A 17713-nucleotide genomic window follows, 5' to 3' on the forward strand; every position below is an offset into this window, starting at 1 on the left:
TTCACGCGCAACATTTTGTCGAGGTGCGAACGGCACCTCACGGAAACGCTTTTACGAAGGACTAAAGCAGCAAAATCGGCGAAAAAGCAGAGTTTAGTTGATAAATTCCAACCTTCTGCTGCAAACCCATACAACCTGATCAAACGCAAAGGCCTGATAGGCGTGGCCGCCAGTAAAACGGATCAGTATCCTAGCACCCTCTCGCCCGCTGACGCTAAGAACAAGCGGGCAGCCCCAAAGGTTTGAAAACGAATGAATGCTCTTGCCCGCCGCGCCGCAGGCCTGCTGCTCAGCACAGTTTGCCTGCCCCTTTCGGCCCTGGCTGCCGACCCGCAACCCACCCACGAATTCACTCTCGACAATGGCTTGAAGGTGGTCGTGCGCGAAGACCACCGTGCGCCCGTGGTAGTTTCCCAGGTCTGGTACAAGGTCGGCTCCAGCTACGAGACACCGGGTAATACCGGCCTGTCCCACGCCCTGGAACACATGATGTTCAAAGGCAGCGAGAAAGTCGGCCCCGGCGAAGCCTCGCTGATCCTGCGCGACCTCGGCGCCGAAGAGAACGCATTCACCAGCGATGATTTCACCGCCTATTACCAGGTGCTGGCCCGGGATCGCCTGGGCGTGGCCTTCGAACTGGAAGCCGACCGCATGGCCAGCCTGCGCCTGCCGCCCGACGAGTTCGCCAAGGAAATCGAGGTCATCAAGGAAGAGCGTCGCCTGCGTACCGACGACAAGCCGATGGCCAAGGCCTACGAGCGTTTCAAGGCCATGGCTTACCCGGCAAGCGGCTATCACACACCGACCATCGGCTGGATGGCCGACCTTGAGCGGATGAAAGTCGAAGAGCTGCGCCATTGGTACGAAACCTGGTACGTGCCCAACAACGCCACGCTGGTGGTAGTTGGCGATGTCACCCCGGACGAAGTCAAAACCCTGGCCCAACGCTATTTCGGCCCGATCGCCAAGCGTGAAGTGCCCGCCGCGAAAAAACCGCTGGAACTGGCCGAACCGGGCGAGCGCCAGATCACCCTGCACGTGCAGACCCAACTGCCTAGCCTGATGCTGGCCTTCAACGTGCCGAGCATCGCCACAGCCGAAGACAAGCGCCTGGTCAATGCCCTGCGCCTGATCTCCGCACTGCTCGACGGCGGCTACAGCGGACGTATCCCGACGCAACTGGAGCGCGGAGAAGAACTGGTGTCCGGCGGCTCGTCGAGTTACGACGCCTATACCCGTGGTGACAGTCTCTTCACCCTGTCGGCATCGCCAAACTCGCAGAAACACAAGACCATCGCCCAGGCGCAAGCCGGTTTGTGGAAGCTGCTCGACCAGCTGAAAACCACGGCGCCAACCGCTGAAGAGCTGGAGCGCGTACGCGCACAAGTCATCGCCGGCCTGGTCTTCGAGCGCGACTCGATCACCAGTCAGGCCACCGCCATCGGCCAACTGGAAACAGTCGGGCTGTCATGGAAACTGATGGACACCGAACTGGCCGATCTGGAAAGCGTCACGCCGGAAGATATCCAGAAAGCCGCCAAGCTGTATTTCACTCGCGAACGTCTCAGCGTCGCCCATGTACTGCCTCTGGAGACGACTCATGAGTGAGCGTAAACCCTCCCGCCTGGCCCTGATCGGCCTGATCGCCGTCACCGTTATCGGTTCCGCAGCGTTCTATTTGTCGCGCTCTGTCGAAACCAATGCCAGCGAAGCCCTCGACAAGGCCAAGGCCAGTCAGAAACTGCAGTCGCTGACCGAACTCAACGGCAAGGCACCGAACCACCGCAAGCTGGACGTGCAGACCTGGAACACCGCCGAAGGCACCAAGGTGCTGTTTGTCGAAGCCCATGAGCTGCCGATGTTCGACATGCGCCTGATCTTCGCTGCCGGTAGCAGCCAGGACGGCGATGCACCGGGCGTGGCGGTGTTGACCAACGCCATGCTCAACGAAGGCGTGGCCGGCAAAGACGTCGGTGCCATTGCCCAGGGCTTCGAAGGCCTGGGCGCCGATTTCGGCAACGGCGCGTTCAAGGACATGGCAATCGCTTCGCTGCGTAGCCTGAGTGCCAAGGACAAGCGCGAGCCGGCCCTGAAGCTGTTCGCCGAAGTCATCGGCAAGCCGACTTTCCCTGCCGATTCGCTGGCCCGCATCAAGAACCAGATGCTTGCCGGTTTCGAATACCAGAAACAGAACCCCGGCAAACTGGCGAGCCTGGAGCTGATGAACCGCTTGTACGGTGATCACCCGTATGCACACGCCAGCGACGGCACGGCGAAAACCGTACCGGCGATTACCCAGGCCCAGCTGCGTGCTTTCCACGAGAAAGCCTACGCAGCCGGTAACGTGGTGATCGCACTGGTCGGCGACCTGTCCCGCACGGAAGCCGAAGCGATTGCCGCCCAGGTTTCCGGCGCCCTGCCCAAAGGCCCGGCCTTGCCGAAAATTGCGCAACCCGCTGAGCCCAAGGCCAGCGTCGGCCATATCGAGTTCCCGTCCAAGCAGACCAACCTGATGCTCGCGCAACTGGGCATCGATCGCGATGACCCGGACTACGCTGCATTGTCCATGGGTAACCAGATTCTCGGTGGCGGCGGCTTCGGCACCCGCTTGATGAGCGAAGTGCGCGAGAAGCGTGGCCTGACTTACGGCGTGTATTCGGGCTTTACGCCGATGCAGGCGCGTGGCCCGTTCATGATCAACCTGCAAACCCGCGCCGAGATGAGCGAGGGCACCCTGAAACTGGTGCAGGACGTGCTGGCCGACTACCTTAAAACCGGCCCGACCGAAAAAGAGCTCGACGACGCCAAGCGCGAACTGGCTGGCAGCTTCCCGCTGTCCACCGCCAGCAACGCCGATATCGTCGGCCAACTGGGCGCCATCGGCTTTTACAACTTGCCGTTGAGTCACCTGGAGGACTTCATGCAACAGTCCCAGTCCCTGACCGTCGAGCAGGTCAAAGCCGCCATGAACAAACACCTGAGCACGAACAAGATGGTCATCGTCAGCGCTGGCCCGACCGTGCCGCAAAAGCCGTTACCGGCCCCTACTGATAAACCTTCCGAGCAGCCGCTCGGGGTTCCGGAGCATTAATGGCTACTCATTCGAAAAAACCTGCCCGCAACGTCCACAACGGCGTGAACCAGCTGCGCATCATCGGCGGCGAATGGCGCAGCCGGAAGCTGAGCTTCCCCGACGCCCCGGGCCTGCGCCCGACGCCGGACCGCGTGCGTGAAACCCTGTTCAACTGGCTCGCGCCTTACGTGCCGGGCGCCAAGGTGCTCGACCCGTTCACCGGCAGCGGCGCGCTGTTCCTCGAAGCCCTGTCCCGTGGCGCGGCCATGGGCCAGGCGCTGGACGCCAGCAGCATCGCGGTGTCCAGCCTGAAGGAGCACCTGGGTACATTGCGCTGCACCAACGGCCAGGTCCAGACCGCCGACGCCCTGCGCTACCTGGAAACCCAGACCGCAATGGCCTACGACCTGGTGTTCCTCGATCCACCGTTCAACCAGAACCTGCTGCCCGCCGTTTGCAAGTTGCTCGAAGAGCGTCAATGGCTGGCCGAAGACGCCTGGGTGTACACCGAAAGCGAGTCGGCACCGTCGACCCTGGGCCTGCCGCAGAACTGGCGCCTGCACCGGGAGCAGAAATCCGGGCGCGTCTACTACTCGTTGTGGCAACGTATGGCAGAGATCGTCGGTTAACCGACCGACCTGAAAAAGGTGCGTACCCGCTACGCACCGCTGCATCGAGAATGATCGTGTCTCATCCGCCAGAACGCTTCACCCCCGCCTTCGGCCTCGGCAATCCGCACTTGCAAACCTTGTGGGGGCCGCTGTGGCGTAAAACCGTGCACATCGGTCGCGAACGCGAGCGTCTTTGGCTTGAAGACGGCGATTTTCTCGATCTCGACTGGCACGGCCCGCACAGCGCCGACGCACCGTTGGTGCTGGTATTGCACGGGCTCACCGGGTCCTCGAATTCGCCTTATGTCGCCGGCATGCAAAAAGCCCTGGGTGACCGAGGCTGGGCGAGCGTCGCACTGAACTGGCGTGGCTGTTCGGGCGAACCCAACCTGTTACCGCGCAGCTACCATTCCGGCGCCAGCGAAGACCTGGCCGAAACCATCAGGCACTTGCGGGCCAAACGACCTCTCGCGCCACTGTATGCGGTGGGTTACTCCCTGGGTGGCAATGTCCTGCTCAAGCACCTGGGCGAAACCGGCAGCGACAGCGGCGTGACGGGCGCTGTGGCGGTGTCGGTGCCGTTCCGCCTGGACCAGTGCGCCGACCGTATCGGGCAAGGCTTCTCCAAGGTTTACCAGGCGCATTTCATGCGCGAGATGGTCGCCTACATCAAGAACAAGCAGCGGCAATTCCAGCATGACGGACGCGAGGAGGGCCTGGCAGCCCTGGCGGCCCTCGGATCCCTGGAAAACATGCGCACGTTCTGGGATTTCGACGGACGCGTCACTGCACCACTGCACGGTTTCGCCGATGCCGAGGATTACTATCGCCGCGCCTCCAGCCGCTATTTCCTTGGCGAAATTCGTACGCCGACCTTGATGATTCAGGCCGCCGACGACCCCTTCGTGTTTCCCCACAGCCTGCCGCAGGTCGATGAGTTGTCCGCTTGCACGCAATTCGAACTGCAAGCCAATGGCGGGCATGTCGGCTTCGTCGACGGTACGCTCAGGCAACCGGGTTACTACCTGGAGCGACGTATCCCCGAGTGGCTGGCCGCCATAGGGCACTCTTGAATCATGGACGCTGACCAAGGCGAATCAATCCACTTCTGGCAAACCCCGCCACTGGCCGGGGTCGAGTTATTGTCCGCCCGCTACATCGACCATCGTTTCGCCCCACATGTGCATGACGGCTATGTGATCGGCATGATCATGGCCGGCGCCCAGCGTTATCGCTATCGCGGCGCTGAACACCTGGCGGGCAGCGGCACGCTGGTGCTGATCAACCCTGATGAACTGCACACCGGTCACAAAGGCACCGAGGATGGCTGGCTTTACCGGGCGTTCTATCCGGACAGCGGGCAGATGACCTCGCTGCTGGCCGAACTCGAACTGCCAACCCACCACTTGCCGGCCTTCGGTGCCACGCTGTATCGCGACCAGGATCTGGTGAACGGCTTCTGCCAACTTCACCGCTTGCTGGAAAGCCCCGCCAGCGCATTGCAGCAACAAACGGTCTGGCGTGAACTGGTGCTGTCGCTGTTGCAGCGTCATGCGGCGGTGCCTGATGCCGGCAAACCCGGCAAGGAACACCGTGCCGTAAGCCTGGCCAAGGAATTGCTGCACTCGCAATTGGCAGCACCGCCCTCACTGGAAGCGCTGGCGACGGCGGTCAATCTCTCGCCATTCCATTTCGCCCGGGTGTTCCGCCGGGCCACCGGTATGCCGCCGCACACCTGGCTGATGCAACAGCGCATCGCCCGGGCGCGGGCGTTGCTGCAAAGTGGTTGTCTGCCGCTGGAAGTCGCGATGCAACTGGGGTTTGCCGACCAGAGCCATCTGAGCCGGCAGTTCAAGCAGGTGTATGGGGTTGGACCGGGGGCGTATCGCAGTGCAAAGCGGGGACTTGAGGCATGATGTGGTCTCACAAACCCCATCCATCCCCGTGGGAGCGAGCTTGCTCGCGATGGCGGCTTAACAATCAGCATCAATATTGAATGTAATGGCCCCATCGCGAGCAAGCTCGCTCCCACAAGGTTTCGTGGCGTTCATTCGCCGGTGGCGATGCCCCGCGCAGGCTCGTTGATCCACTCGCTCCACGACCCGGCATACAACGAACCCAACGGATAACCGGCCAGACACAACGCAAACAGGTTGTGGCACGCCGTCACGCCGGAACCGCAGTACGCCACCAGATCATTTGGCGAACGATCGCCCAGTTTCGCGGCGAAACGCTGCTTGAGCTGATCGGCCGGCAGGAAGCGCCCGTCACTGCCCAGGTTCTCGGTAAACGCAGCACACTGGGCACCTGGGATGTGCCCGGCAATCGGATCGATCGGTTCCACCTCACCCTTGAAGCGCGGCAGTGCGCGGGCATCGAGCAGGGTCAGTTCCGGCCGTGCAAGGCGCTTTTGCAGCTGCTCGGCACTGATCAGCAACGCCGTATCAGGACTGCCGGTGAAGGAACCACAGGGAATCGCCGGCGCATCCAGGCTCAGCGGCAAACCGGCCGCGTGCCAGGCCTTCAGACCGCCATCAAGGATGAACACACCGTCGCGCTTGCCCAACCATGCCAGCAACCACCAGGCCCGCGCCGCATAGGCCCCCGGACCGTCGTCATACAGAACCACTTCGCTATCGGCATTGATGCCGAAGGCTTGCAGGCGTTCGATCAGTTGCGCCGGCTCGGGTAACGGATGACGCCCGGTCACGCCCTTGACCACGGCGCCACTCAGGTCACGCTCGAGGTCGGCATAGCTCGAACCGGCGATGTGCCCTTCGGCATAGCTGCGCTGACCGTAATCCGGGTCTTCGAGGGCAAAACGACAATCCAGAATCACCAGCCCCGGCTGGTCCTTTTTCAGGTCCAGTGCTTGCGGGCTGATCAGTTGCGCAATGGGCATAGCGGGCTCCTGTGATTAACTCGGCCTTGATCCTACTGTACTTCTTCCAGTGCCTGGGCCAGGGGCACGTAAAACTCTTCGAACAAGGCGCTGACCGCATCGCGGGCCTGGTCCGTAACGAACCCGGCCTCCAGCACCAGCACCTGATACACCCCGCGTTTAATGGCCTGCTCGCTCAAGTGGCTGGAGTTCTCCCGCGTGGTGCACAGGAAGCGCACCCAGGACGTGAGGATGATCCAGGCATTGAGCGTCAAGGATTCGATCTGCACCTTGTCCATCTTCAGGATGCCGGCGGCGACGAAACCTTCGTAGATCGCCCCCCCCTGTATCAGGCAGCGCTGGGAGAAACGTCGATAGCGGTCGGCCAGGTCCGGATCGCTGTCGAGCAAATGTTCGAGATCGCGATGCAGAAACCGGTAGCGCCACATCGCCGACAGCAGCTCCTTGAGGTAGAAGCGTTTGTCTTCCACCGTTGCGGCACGGCCCTGGGGCGGGCGCAGGAAGCTGTCCACCAGGCTTTCGTACTCGCTGAACAGCACCGCGATGATCGCCTGCTTGTTCGGGAAGTGGTAGTACAGGTTGCCCGGGGAAATTTCCATATGGGCAGCGATGTGGTTGGTGCTGATGCTGCGCTCGCCCTGCTGGTTGAACAGCTCCAGGCTGTTCTGCACGATGCGCTCGCTGGTTTTGATCCGTGGGGCCATGGCTTGAGCTTTAATTCAGAGTGCGTTGACGGGCATCTTAGATCTATCCGCGAGCGGATAAAACAAAGCTGTTCCAGGATGTCATTTGACTTTTTAGAGCATAGACTCTAAAAAGTGCTTCATTACAATAAATCCGGAGCCGACCATGACTGCTGAAATTTCCTACCTGCAGAACCTACAGCAGCCGCTGGAAGAGCTTCAGGCCCTGTTCGACGCCCAGCGTGCCGCGTACGCCGCCAACCCGATGCCACCGGCCGCGCAGCGCCAGCAATGGCTCAAGGCGCTAAAGGATTTGTTGAACAATGAACGCCAGGCCCTGATCGATGCGATCAGCCAGGACTTCAGCCATCGCAGCGCCGATGAAACCCTGCTCGCGGAACTGATGCCCAGCCTGCACGGCATCCATTACGCCAGCAAACACCTCAAGGGCTGGATGCGAGCCTCGCGACGCAAGGTGGGCGCCGCTTTCCAGCCGGCTTCGGCCAAAGTGGTTTACCAACCGCTGGGCGTGGTCGGGGTCATCGTGCCGTGGAACTACCCGTTGTATTTGGCCATCGGTCCGTTGGTCGGCGCGCTGTCGGCGGGCAATCGGGTGATGCTCAAGCTCAGTGAGTCGACCCCCGCGACCGGCTTGCTGATGAAGCAACTGCTGGCGCGAATCTTCCCCGAAGACCTGGTTTGCGTGGTCCTGGGCGAGGCTGATATGGGCGTGGCGTTTTCACGCCTGCCGTTCGATCACCTGCTGTTCACTGGCGCCACCAGCATCGGCAAACACGTCATGCGCGCCGCCGCGGAAAACCTGACCCCGGTGACCCTGGAACTGGGCGGCAAATCCCCGGCCATCGTTTCCCGGGATGTGCCGCTCAAGGACGCCGCCGAGCGCATCGCCTTCGGCAAGACCCTGAATGCCGGCCAGACCTGCGTGGCCCCGGACTACGTGCTGGTGCCGGAGAATCGCGTCGGAGGTTTCGTCGAGGCCTATCGCACAGCCGTCCGTGGGTTTTATCCGACGCTGGCCGACAACCCGGACTACACCGCGATCATCAATGAGCGACAACTGGCGCGTCTCAACGGTTACGTCAGTGACGCCACCAGCAAGGGTGCGCTGCTGATGCCGCTGTTCGACCAGGGCCAGGGCCGCCGCATGAGCCATAGCCTGCTGCTCAATGTCACGGACGAGATGACGGTGATGCAGGACGAAATCTTCGGGCCGCTGCTGCCGATCGTGCCGTACAAGGATCTGGAGCAGGCATTTGCCTACATCAACCAGCGCCCTCGCCCACTGGCGCTGTATTACTTCGGCTACGACAAGCGCGAACAACAGCGCGTGCTGCACGAAACCCATTCCGGCGGCGTGTGCCTGAACGACACCCTGCTGCACGTCGCCCAGGACGACATGCCGTTTGGTGGCATTGGTGCCTCGGGCATGGGCCACTATCACGGACATGAAGGGTTCCTGACCTTCAGCAAAGCCAAGGGCGTGTTGATCAAACAACGGTTCAACGCCGCGAAGTTGATCTATCCGCCGTACGGCAAGTCGATTCAGAAGCTGATCCAGAAACTGTTCATCCGCTAACGATAATCACCGTCGGGTAATAACAATAATGACCCCCAGCCTGTCCGATACACCCGCGCTGTCACGGCGCGGGTTGCTTAAATTCAGCCTCGGCGCCACAGCTTTCCTCGCCACCGCCGGACTCGGAGCCAGCCTCAGCGGCTGTTCGTCGAGCGTCCCGGCCAATGGCTTCGTCACGTTACGCAGCGGCGACCTGCTGTTTTTGCGGGCGTTGATCCCGGTCATGCTCGAAGGTGCCGTGACCGCAGAACGGATGCCCGAGGCTGTCGGTGGCACGCTGAAAAGCCTGGATTACAGCCTGGCCCACCTGTCGCCGGAAATGCTCAAGCTGACTCAACAACTGTTCGATGTGCTGGGAATGGCCGTGACCCGCGGACCGCTGACCGGGATCTGGGGCAGCTGGGAAAACGCCAGTGCCAACGACATCCGAGCTTTTCTCGATCGCTGGGAAAACAGCTCGTTGAGCCTGTTGCGCATGGGCCACAGCTCCTTGCTGCAACTGGTGATGATGGCCTGGTACGGCCGCAAGGAATCGTGGGCGCATTGCGGGTATCCCGGGCCGCCAACCGTCTGATACCGAGTCGCCTCCATCGCGAGCAAGCTCGCTCCCACACTGACCGTGTGAACACTGGAGGTCCCCTGTGGGAGCGAGCTTGCTCGCGATAGCGTCAGCCGCTTCACCGCCTACTCCAACAATAAAAAGAGAATCCGAAAATGCCCGTACCCGATCCGTTCCGCGAAGGCATGGCCCGAGGCTGGAAAACCTACAACGGCTCGCAACTGACCCAGGACCTTACACTCGAAGCGGACGTGGCGATCATCGGCAGCGGTGCCGGCGGCGGCACCACCGCCGAAATCCTCAGCGCAGCCGGCTACAAGGTATTGCTGATCGAGGAAGGCCCTCTCAAGACCAGCAGCGACTTCAAGCTGCTCGAAGATGAGGCCTACGCCAACCTTTATCAGGAAGGCATTGGCCGCATGAGCAAGGACGGCGCGATCACCATCCTCCAGGGCCGGGCGGTGGGCGGTACCACGCTGATCAACTGGACCTCAAGTTTCCGCACCCCGGAGCCGACCCTGGAACACTGGGCCAAAGAGCACAACGTCAAGGGCCACAGCCCGGCGGAAATGGCGCCGTGGTTCGAGAAAATGGAGCAACGCCTGGGCGTCGCGCCGTGGATGGTGCCGCCCAACGCCAACAACGATGTGATCCGCAAGGGCTGCGAAGCACTGAATTACTCATGGCACGTCATCCCGCGCAACGTTCGCGGCTGCTGGAACCTCGGATACTGCGGCATGGGCTGCCCGACCAACGCCAAGCAATCGATGATGGTCACCACCATTCCGGCGACACTGGAAAAAGGCGGTGAGCTGCTTTACCTGGCCCGCGCCGAAAAACTCACGATCAGCGGCGACAAGGTCACCGGCCTGCAATGTTCGGCGATGGATGAACGCTGCGTCGCACCGACCGGACGCACCATCACGGTCAAGGCGCGGCATTTCGTGCTGGCCGGTGGCGGCATCAACAGCCCGGCCTTGCTGATGCGTTCCGGGGCACCCGACCCGCACAAGCGCCTGGGCAAACGCACATTCCTGCACCCGGTAAACATGTCCGCCGCGTTGTTCGACGAAGTGGTCAACCCCTTCTACGGCGCGCCGCAGTCGATCTATTCCGACCATTTCCAATGGCAGGACGGCACCACGGGCAAAATGTCCTACAAACTGGAAGTCCCGCCTCTGCACCCGGCGCTGGCCACGACATTGCTCGGTGGTTTCGGTCAGGAAAACTCGCAACACATGGCCAATCTGGCCCATACCCACGCCATGCTGGCGTTGCTGCGGGACGGTTTTCACCCGGACAGTCCCGGTGGCAGCGTCGAATTGCGCAGCGATGACACGCCGGTGCTGGACTATCAGCTATCACCCTACGCCTGGGATGGATTGCGCCGGGCGTTCCATACCATGGCCGAGATCCAGTTTGCCGGTGGCGCCAAGGCCGTGATGCCGATGCACGCCGACGCCCGCTACGTTAAGACCCTCGCCGAAGCGCGCTCGCTGATCGACGGCCTGAGCCTGGAGTTGTATCGCACACGCCTGGGCAGCGCCCATGTGATGGGCGGTTGCGCCATGGGTGAAGACCCGACAATCGCAGTGACCGACAGCCTCGGCCGGCATCATCAACTGGGCAATCTGTCGATCCACGACGGCTCGCTGTTCCCCACCAGCATTGGCGCCAATCCGCAGCTGTCGGTCTACGGACTGACGGCGCAACTGGCGACATCCCTGGCGATGCGTTTAAAAAACCCATGAAAATGACGATAATTCCCATCGTCTATAGTGCTTTCTTACCCAACAGGCGACTTGGCCGACCGGGAAGGCTGCGATACCATCCGACTCCCCAACGGATTCCCGCCAGGACGACGCGATGAACCGAGTGTTGTACCCAGGTACCTTCGACCCTATTACCAAGGGCCATGGCGATCTGGTCGAACGCGCCTCGCGCCTGTTCGATCACGTGATCATCGCCGTCGCCGCGAGCCCGAAGAAAAACCCGCTGTTTCCTCTGGAACAACGGGTAGAACTGGCGCGCGAGGTGACTAAACATCTGCCGAACGTTGAAGTCGTCGGCTTCTCGACGCTGCTGGCGCACTTTGCCAAAGAGAAGAATGCCAACGTGTTCCTGCGTGGTTTGCGCGCGGTGTCGGACTTCGAATACGAATTCCAGCTGGCCAACATGAACCGCCAGTTGGCGCCGGACGTGGAAAGCCTGTTCCTGACCCCGTCCGAGCGTTATTCGTTCATTTCCTCGACGCTGGTCCGTGAAATCGCAGCCCTGGGCGGCGATATCACCAAGTTCGTTCACCCTGTGGTGGCGGACGCACTGACCGAACGCTTCAAGAAGTAAACTGTAGGAGCGAGCCTGCTCGCGATGGACGTCAACGATAACGCGGGAAACCTGACACCCCGCGGCGTTCTCAGGTTTTTCGCGAGCAAGCTCGCTCCCACAGCGCCAATGCGGCACAATTAGACGCATTGGTTTATTGCGCCCGGGCCTGCCGCCCCGGCTGGAGTTAGCATGTCCCTGATCATCACCGACGATTGCATCAACTGCGACGTCTGCGAACCCGAGTGCCCGAACGCCGCCATTTCCCAAGGCGAAGAGATCTACGTGATCGACCCGAACCTGTGCACCCAGTGTGTCGGCCACTACGACGAACCGCAGTGCCAGCAAGTCTGCCCGGTGGATTGCATTCCACTGGACGAAGCTCATCCGGAGACTGAAGAACAGTTGATGGAGAAGTACCGGAAAATTACCGGCAAGGCTTGAATGATGCAGTGCTCTTTCGGGCCTCATCGCGAGCAAGCTCGCTCCCACACTGGAATTGCATCGTTCACAAACCCCCTGTGGGAGCGAGCTTGCTCGCGATGACGTCATCAGCCTCACTGAAAATCTGACTGACTGTCAGCTCTGGCAGCGCGGGCAAAAAACGCTGGCACGCTGCCCGAGTTTCACTTCCCGAAGGCCCGTGCCACAGACCTTGCAGTGCTCACCACCACGGCCGTACACGAACAGTTCCTGCTGGAAATAACCAGGCTGACCGTCGCCACCGATAAAGTCCCGCAGCGTGGTACCGCCGCGCTCGATGGCGGCCGCCAGGATGCGCTTGATCTCGATGGCCAGCTTCAAGTAACGCGCACGGGAAATGCTCTTGGCTTCGCGGCGCGGGTCGATCCCGGCAGCGAACAACGCTTCGGTCGCGTAGATATTGCCGACGCCCACCACTACCGCGTTATCCATGATGAACGGCTTGACCGCCATCGAACGTCCACGGGACAGCTGGAACAGGCGCTCGCCGTCGAACAGGTCGGTCAGTGGTTCCGGCCCCAGGCGGATCAGCAATTCGTGATTGAGCGGGTCGAGGCTCCAGAGCATTGCACCGAAGCGCCGTGGGTCGGTGTAACGCAGGGCCAGGCCCGACTCCAGTTCGATGTCCACATGCTCATGCTTGGCCGCCGGCAGCCCGGCCTCCACCAGACGCAAATTGCCTGACATGCCCAAATGGCTGATCAAGGTGCCGACTTCGGCATTGATCAGCAGGTATTTGGCGCGCCGCTCCACCAGTACGATGCGCTGCCCGGACAACCGCACATCAAGGTCCTCGGGAATTGGCCAGCGCAAGCGGCGTTCACGCACGATCACCCGGCTGACCCGCTGGCCTTCCAGGAACGGCGCGATACCGCGACGGGTGGTTTCGACTTCTGGCAATTCAGGCATGGTGCTCTCGGATCAGGCGCATGGCCTGGAAGGTTCCGACACTCAGCGATGAGTGCCGAGGTCGCGGATCGTCTGTTTGAGGGTCTCGAAGTCGTAGTCCGAGAGGCCGACATAATCGAGCACCAGCGGCGCGATGCTGTTCCACTCATGATCTTCGGCCTGATTGCCCAGCACCCGGTACGACGCGCAAATATGCTCGGCCATCTTCAGGATCGCCAACAGATTCTTCAACGAACTGTTGCGCGAAGATTCATCGCTGAATATCGCCAGGGCATTGTGGTGATTGGCGATCGCAGCACTCACATGTTCCGGCAGACGCCAGGACTTGGCCGTGTAATACCCGACCACCGAGTGATTGGTATTGAACACCTGATTCTCCGTATCCACCACCCGGCATTCGGCGCTGGCGTTGGCATAGGCCTGCTCCAGAACGCCCATGTAGTCGGGGAAACGCTGGAGCATCAAGGGCACGCCGCAGTCGTGGAACAAACCCAGGGCGTACGCTTCGTCGCCATTTTCAACGCCGATGCGCTTGGCCAGGGTCAGACAGGTCATGGCCACGTCCTGAGCGGTGTCCCAGAAACGGTTCAGGGTGACGATGGTGTCGTCATTCATCTCGCCCTTGATCGACTGTGCATTGATCAGGTTGATGACCGAGCGGCTGCCCAGCAGATTCACCGCACGCTGGATCGAGGCAATCTTGTTGCTCAGGCCGTAATACGGCGAATTGACGATTTTCAGCAAGGAACCGGAAAGGCCCGGATCCTGGGAGATCAGCTTGGCGATGACTTCCAGATCCGGGTCGGGCATGTACTGCTCCATCTGCAAATCCACCATGATTTGCGGCTGGGCCGGTACGCTGATGCCCTGCAGGGCTTGTTGGATCTGTTCGGAAGTCAGCTCTTGGGACATGTGTGCACACTCTGGGTCAGACGGCGATTCTAACCTTTATGAAGTTGGATCCGACATACCAAATCGCAAGACAACCCTCGCCACATGTCCACTTGCAGGCCAATCCGGGGCCTCAACACGCTATACTCCCGCTCTTTTTTCCGGAGCGACGACATGTCCCTGCCTAGCCTGCGCCTCAAAGCCAACGCCGACCGTCGTCTGCGCAACGGTCACTTGTGGGTCTACAGCAACGAAATCGATGTAGCCGCTACGCCTTTGCACGGTTTCAAGGCCGGCGACCAGGCGATCCTCGAAGCCGCCGGCGGCAAGCCGCTGGGCATCGTCGCCATGAGCCCGAACAACCTGATCTGCGCCCGTTTGCTGTCGCGCGACATCAAGCTGCCGCTGGACAAATCGCTGCTGGTGCACCGCCTGAACGTGGCCCTGTCCCTGCGCGAGCGCCTGTTCGACAAGCCGTTCTATCGCCTGGTCTACGGCGACTCCGACCTGTTGCCAGGCCTGGTGGTCGACCGTTTCGGCGACATCCTGGTGGTGCAGATCGCATCGGCGACCATGGAAGCCCATAAAGACGACGTGATCGCGGCGCTGACCCAAGTGCTCAAGCCAAGCGGCATTCTGTTCAAAAACGACTCCGCTGCCCGTGACGCCGAAGGCCTCAACCGCTACGTCGAAACCGTGTTCGGCCTGGTGCCGGAGTGGGTTGCCCTTGAAGAGAACGGCGTGAAGTTCGAAGCCCCGGTCATCCAGGGTCAAAAAACCGGCTGGTTCTACGACCACCGCATGAACCGCGCACGCCTGGCGCCTTATGCCAAGGGCAAGCGCGTACTGGACCTCTACAGCTACATCGGCGGTTGGGGCGTGCAGGCTGCCGCATTCGGCGCCAGTGAAGTGTTCTGCGTCGACGCATCGGCCTTCGCCCTCGACGGCGTCGAGCGCAACGCCGCGCTGAACGGCTTCGCCGAGAAAATGACCTGCATCGAAGGCGACGTGTTCGAAGCCCTCAAAGAGCTGAAAGCCAGCGAAGAACGCTTCGACGTGATCGTGGCCGACCCGCCGGCGTTCATCAAACGCAAGAAAGACATGAAGAACGGCGAAGGCGCCTACCGTCGCCTGAACGAACAAGCCATGCGCCTGCTGACCAAGGACGGCATCCTGTTCAGCGCATCCTGCTCGATGCACCTGCCGGAAGACGACCTGCAGAACATCCTGCTGACCAGCGCCCGTCACCTGGATCGCAATATCCAGATGCTGGAACGCGGCGGCCAGGGTCCGGATCATCCGGTGCATCCGGCCATCCCGGAAACCCGCTACATCAAGAGCATTACCTGCCGGTTGCTGCCAAACAGCTAACAACCCAGACCACTGTAGGAGCGAGCTTGCTCGCGATGGTCGTCAACGATTACGCGGGGAACCTGATGCCCCGCGGCGTTCTCGGGTTCATCGCGAGCAAGCTCGCTCCTACGGGGTTATTTCCTTCGGGATAATCCCGCATCAAAACGGGAAACTCCCTACAGCGCTTTTGATTGTATTCCCTGCGCCCCAGACTAGTATCGGTTTCTGGTTTCAAGCATGACCGCTTGATCACTCCGGAAAACAAAAACAATGTCTGAGTCCTCTTACCCAGCTCTAAGTGACGACCTGAAACGCCAACGGGCCTCCCGCTTTATCCTCATTACCAATATTTCGTTAATCAGTTTTTTCCCGCTGAATATCCTCCTGCCTTCTTTTCCTGCCTTGGCCGAGGAATTCAACACTTCAACCGCAGAAATCGCCCTGTCCACAAGCCTGTTCACGCTGGTTTTTGCGATTTCTCAATTAATAACCGGCCCGCTCTCAGATAAGTGGGGGCGTAAGAAAGTTCTTCTTGGTTGCATCGTTGTTTCTACGCTTGGCTCGATAGGGTGCGTGCTGGCTACGGACTATCCGGGCTTCCTGCTATTTCGCGCCATCCAGGCAATCGGATGTGGTTTCTTTGTGCTGGGTCATGCACTGGTGGAAGACTTGTTCGAAGAGCAGGATCGGGCCCGAGTGCGAATTTACTACATGACACTGAGCGGCTCCTTTGTGGCACTGTCGCCGCTATTGGGATCATGGTTGCAAACCACGTTCGATTGGCAGGGAAGCTTTTATGGTTTTGCACTCACGGCGCTCGGCATGTTTATCCATGCCCAAGCAATACTGCCCTCTAAAGCAGTCAGCCATCAAAGAGCACCTGTTTCCGTTCTACGCACGCTGAAATCCATTGTTGGAAATCGAGACTTCATCCGCTACTGGTGGATTGCCGCATTAGTGTTTGCTTGTTATTTCGCATTGATCAGCGTGACGCCGCTGATTTTCATGGATGAGTTCAAGTTATCCGAATACCAGTACGCGCTGGTGCTTATGGTGTATGGGTTGGCCTATTTCCTTGGCGGGATAGTTGCCAGCGCCGTGCAGAAACATATCTCCCTCACGCTGCAAATCAACACCGGGCTTGGATTGCTGGGTGTCGCCGGTGTGTTGTTAGCATTGATTGTCCGTTATGAAGCGATGACAACTATCACCCTGCTTATACCGATGCTGATCAGTGCCCTGGCAGTCACCCTGGTGCGACCTGCCGCTATTTCCGCAGCGATGTTGCTGTTCTCAAACAGCGCTGGAACGGCAGCCTCTGCGGGCAATAGCATTATGTTCATCACCGCCGCGCTCAGCAGCGCTGCGCTCGCACAAAACGGGGACAATTTGCTGATGACCATCGCGGTTAGCTTCATCGCCTTCAGCCTTTTGGGGTTGCTGACGAATGCCAGGATAGGGCACTGACTGCAGGAACAGCCTGTCGACGCTTGGTTGCTCGTGATGGTCGTCAACGATAACGCGGGATACCTGGCACCCCGTGGTGTTCTCGGGTTCATCGCGAGCGAGCTCGCTCCTACAGTGCACGACACATCCTGACCCACAGTCGAAGCGGCAACCTCCCATCCCGCGCCTACCGTTTCTCTTCTAACCACAGAAGAGGACAACGGAATGTCCAACACGCCGCAAGCTAACCGTTTACGTACTGGTCGCCGCTCGGAATCCGGTCGCGTCTATCTCCTGACCGCAGTCACCCATGAACGGCAACCGTTCTTCAATGATTTGTACGTTGGACGTTTGGTAGTGAACGAATTCAGAAGAGCTCATGAAGCCGGCAATGCCACCTCTATAGCCTGGGTGGTCATGCCGGATCACTTTCATTGGCTGGTTGAATTGCACAACGGTGATTTGCCGAAACTGATGCAGGCGGCTAAATCCAGAAGTGCTCGCGCCATCAACCAGCAAAGAGGTCGCCACGAAACGCTATGGCAAAAGGGTTACTTCGACCGGGCCTTGCGTCGCGAAGAAGATTTGAAAGCAGCAGCCCGATACATCATCGCCAACCCTTTGCGGGCCGGGCTTGTGACTCGGGTTGGAGACTACCCGCTGTGGGATGCCATGTGGCTCTGATGCACAACGCAAACCCTTGTAGGAGCGAGCTCGCTCGCGATGGTGGTCAACGATGACGCGGGAAGCCTGGCACCCCGCGGCGTTCTCGGGTTCATCGCGAGCAAGCTCGCTCCTACAGGGGTGGTCGCCGAACGTCTTGTGAATGCTTGCAGCCATTCCCTCCAGCCGCCAGCCGTGTAGAATCGCGAACATTCATC

The 17713-nt window shown here is 60.3% G+C and carries 17 protein-coding genes; 13 read left to right on the plus strand and 4 right to left on the minus strand.

Translation table 11 applies throughout. The annotated features are described in order from the left end of the window. Positions 1-252: 252 nt before the first annotated feature. Genes PSJE_RS17980 through PSJE_RS18000 form a run of 5 tightly spaced genes read left to right on the plus strand, consistent with a single transcriptional unit; the run spans position 253 to position 5600 of the window. Positions 253-1608, plus strand: a complete 1356-nt coding sequence (locus PSJE_RS17980; protein ID WP_057712905.1) for a M16 family metallopeptidase — start codon at positions 253-255, stop codon at positions 1606-1608. Next, complete coding sequence (locus PSJE_RS17985) at positions 1601-3091, plus strand: M16 family metallopeptidase (RefSeq protein WP_090451958.1); 1491 nt, start codon at positions 1601-1603, stop codon at positions 3089-3091. The genes PSJE_RS17980 and PSJE_RS17985 overlap by 8 nt, the downstream gene beginning before the upstream one ends. Then, positions 3091-3702, plus strand: coding sequence for a 16S rRNA (guanine(966)-N(2))-methyltransferase RsmD (gene rsmD / locus PSJE_RS17990; protein WP_090451960.1), 612 nt, complete (start codon positions 3091-3093; stop codon positions 3700-3702). Before PSJE_RS17985 ends, rsmD begins: the two co-directional genes overlap by 1 nt. 56 nt (positions 3703-3758) lie before the next feature. Beyond that, the gene (locus tag PSJE_RS17995) at positions 3759-4757 is read left to right on the plus strand and encodes a hydrolase (protein WP_090457712.1); all 999 of its coding nucleotides are present in this window, start codon (positions 3759-3761) and stop codon (positions 4755-4757) included. Between the two features lie 3 nt (positions 4758-4760). Continuing rightward, the gene (locus tag PSJE_RS18000; protein WP_057712902.1) at positions 4761-5600 is read left to right on the plus strand and encodes an AraC family transcriptional regulator; all 840 of its coding nucleotides are present in this window, start codon (positions 4761-4763) and stop codon (positions 5598-5600) included. Between the two features lie 131 nt (positions 5601-5731). On the opposite strand, the gene PSJE_RS18005 is transcribed toward PSJE_RS18000, so the two are convergent. Then, positions 5732-6586, minus strand: a complete 855-nt coding sequence (locus PSJE_RS18005) for a sulfurtransferase (RefSeq protein WP_090451962.1) — start codon at positions 6584-6586, stop codon at positions 5732-5734. A gap of 32 nt (positions 6587-6618) precedes the next feature. Beyond that, positions 6619-7290 (minus strand): TetR/AcrR family transcriptional regulator, encoded by a 672-nt coding sequence (locus PSJE_RS18010; protein ID WP_057712900.1) that lies wholly within the window; start codon positions 7288-7290, stop codon positions 6619-6621. A 145-nt stretch (positions 7291-7435) separates the two neighbouring features. Between PSJE_RS18010 and PSJE_RS18015 the strand changes: the two genes are divergently transcribed. The 5 genes from PSJE_RS18015 to PSJE_RS18035 all read left to right on the plus strand — a co-directional run bounded on the left by PSJE_RS18015 (position 7436) and on the right by PSJE_RS18035 (position 12194). After that, a complete protein-coding gene (locus PSJE_RS18015; RefSeq protein WP_057712899.1) occupies positions 7436-8866 on the plus strand; it encodes a coniferyl aldehyde dehydrogenase in 1431 nt (476 codons plus the stop codon). Positions 8867-8894: 28 nt separating this feature from the next. Beyond that, entirely contained in the window at positions 8895-9440 is a 546-nt protein-coding gene (locus PSJE_RS18020; RefSeq protein WP_090451964.1) for a twin-arginine translocation pathway signal protein, read from the plus strand. Positions 9441-9580: 140 nt separating this feature from the next. Then, entirely contained in the window at positions 9581-11176 is a 1596-nt protein-coding gene (locus tag PSJE_RS18025) for a GMC family oxidoreductase (protein ID WP_090451966.1), read from the plus strand. A gap of 115 nt (positions 11177-11291) precedes the next feature. Continuing rightward, positions 11292-11771, plus strand: coding sequence for a pantetheine-phosphate adenylyltransferase (gene coaD / locus PSJE_RS18030; RefSeq protein ID WP_046039203.1), 480 nt, complete (start codon positions 11292-11294; stop codon positions 11769-11771). Positions 11772-11942: 171 nt separating this feature from the next. Beyond that, positions 11943-12194, plus strand: coding sequence for a YfhL family 4Fe-4S dicluster ferredoxin (locus tag PSJE_RS18035; RefSeq protein ID WP_003195146.1), 252 nt, complete (start codon positions 11943-11945; stop codon positions 12192-12194). A 135-nt stretch (positions 12195-12329) separates the two neighbouring features. Here PSJE_RS18035 and mutM read toward each other — a convergent pair whose 3' ends face one another. Then, a complete protein-coding gene (mutM, locus tag PSJE_RS18040) occupies positions 12330-13142 on the minus strand; it encodes a bifunctional DNA-formamidopyrimidine glycosylase/DNA-(apurinic or apyrimidinic site) lyase (protein ID WP_057712896.1) in 813 nt (270 codons plus the stop codon). Between the two features lie 42 nt (positions 13143-13184). Further along, positions 13185-14054: an HDOD domain-containing protein gene (locus PSJE_RS18045; protein ID WP_090451968.1), complete on the minus strand. Its 870-nt coding sequence runs from the start codon at positions 14052-14054 to the stop codon at positions 13185-13187. A 153-nt stretch (positions 14055-14207) separates the two neighbouring features. Here PSJE_RS18045 and PSJE_RS18050 point away from each other — a divergent pair, with 153 nt between their 5' ends. The 3 genes from PSJE_RS18050 (at position 14208) to PSJE_RS18060 (ending at position 17516) form a co-directional block, all read left to right on the plus strand. Continuing rightward, the gene (locus tag PSJE_RS18050) at positions 14208-15404 is read left to right on the plus strand and encodes a class I SAM-dependent rRNA methyltransferase (protein WP_057398123.1); all 1197 of its coding nucleotides are present in this window, start codon (positions 14208-14210) and stop codon (positions 15402-15404) included. Positions 15405-15656: 252 nt separating this feature from the next. Next, positions 15657-16853 carry an MFS transporter gene (locus PSJE_RS18055; protein ID WP_090451970.1) on the plus strand — a complete coding sequence of 399 codons (1197 nt, stop codon included), beginning with the start codon at positions 15657-15659 and terminating at the stop codon, positions 16851-16853. 204 nt (positions 16854-17057) lie between these two features. Then, positions 17058-17516, plus strand: coding sequence for an REP-associated tyrosine transposase (locus PSJE_RS18060; RefSeq protein ID WP_090451972.1), 459 nt, complete (start codon positions 17058-17060; stop codon positions 17514-17516). The last annotated feature ends 197 nt before the right edge of the window (positions 17517-17713 follow it).

Origin of the sequence: Pseudomonas jessenii, assembly GCF_002236115.1 — a bacterium.
Classification (GTDB): domain Bacteria; phylum Pseudomonadota; class Gammaproteobacteria; order Pseudomonadales; family Pseudomonadaceae; genus Aquipseudomonas; species Aquipseudomonas jessenii.